The organism is Micromonospora echinofusca (assembly GCF_017614955.1).
GTDB lineage: Bacteria > Actinomycetota > Actinomycetes > Mycobacteriales > Micromonosporaceae > Micromonospora > Micromonospora echinofusca_A.
In genome coordinates, this window is record NZ_WVUH01000661.1 from 1 (window position 1) to 1,171 (window position 1,171).

Below are 1,171 nucleotides of genomic sequence, written 5' to 3' on the forward strand. Positions count from 1 at the left end.
ATGAGGACCTGGTTGCCGCCGAGTAGGTGCGGTAGGTCCGGCCGTGAGGTGAGGGACTGTTTGCGGCGGCGGGCCTGGTCCCTGCGGGTCGGTGGGAGTGCGCGTTGGGCGTGGACGTGGTCGTAGCCGAGTTGGTCCAGGACGTAGTGGTAGGGGTAGGAGCCGCCGTGGGCCCGGTTGGGTCGGAACCGGTCGACCGCGCGCAGGATGGTGAGGCGGCGGAGTCGGCGTTGGGTGAAGTCCAGGGAGGGGAACAGAGCGGCGGCGATCTGGTCGGTGGTGAGGACGCCGTGGTCGTAGAGCCAGCCGAGGAGAAGGTCGTCGCGGGCGGTGATACTGGCCTGCAACCGCAGCAGCGGATCCGCAGCCGGTAACGGTCTACGCATGGGCGGCCCCTGGGGGGACACCCCACACATGAGGGTGTGTCTGGAGCCGACCCAGGCCGGTGGGATACGGCGTGAGCTGGGCTGTGATCCGGCTTGGGGGGTCAGTTCGGGGGTCAGGATCAAGGCTGACAGTGCAACGGGGATCGACACCGACGTCGACACGGCCAGCCACACCGGGACCGCGGTGACGGCGGGGTGAGAGGCGGTGTGACGCGGGTCGGTGAGCAGACGGCCGGTACAGCTGGTGCCGGTGGTGGAGTAGGTTCAGCATGCTCGTGGCTCCTTCGAGGAATCGGATGCGCTGTGCGGGGCGGCAAGGGCGCTGCCGGAGCGGTGCGGTGCGGTGGGTCGGCGTGGGTTCTGCCAGGTCGGGTCAGGTTCTGTCAGAAGGCAGGGCTTCCTGACAGATGCGCGGGGTGCTGGTCTCGTCGGGGTCGGATCGGTCTGACAGAAGCCGCCTGGGCTGGGGGTTTCTGTCACGCGGGTGGTGACAGATCGGTTGAGGTCGGCTGCGATGCGGTCGGCTCGGCGCGCAGGACGCGGATGAGCGTCGAGGCGGTGGCGTTGGACAGTTGGTGCCCGTCGGCGCGTAACTGCCGGGCGAGGGCCTTGCGGGACAGCGGTGTCCCCTGGGCGGTGAGGGCGTCGGCGGCGGTCCGGGCGGCCGGGACCAGCATCGTGATGTCCGGGCCACGGTCCCCCACCACGCTTACGGTTGCCTGGTGGTCCGGGACCATCCGGTTCTGGTCCGTCGGGTCGGGGACCGTCGTGGTGGTGTCCCGGAC

1 protein-coding gene and 1 pseudogene are annotated in these 1,171 nt (G+C 69.9%); both read right to left on the bottom strand.

The features are described from left to right. Window positions 1-386: replication-relaxation family protein (locus GSF22_RS33685; RefSeq protein ID WP_208817931.1), on the bottom strand; the 386-nt coding region annotated here is incomplete at its 3' end. Between the two features lie 476 nt (window positions 387-862). Continuing rightward, window positions 863-1,171, bottom strand: a pseudogene (locus GSF22_RS33690) (DUF2637 domain-containing protein); the annotation flags it as partial.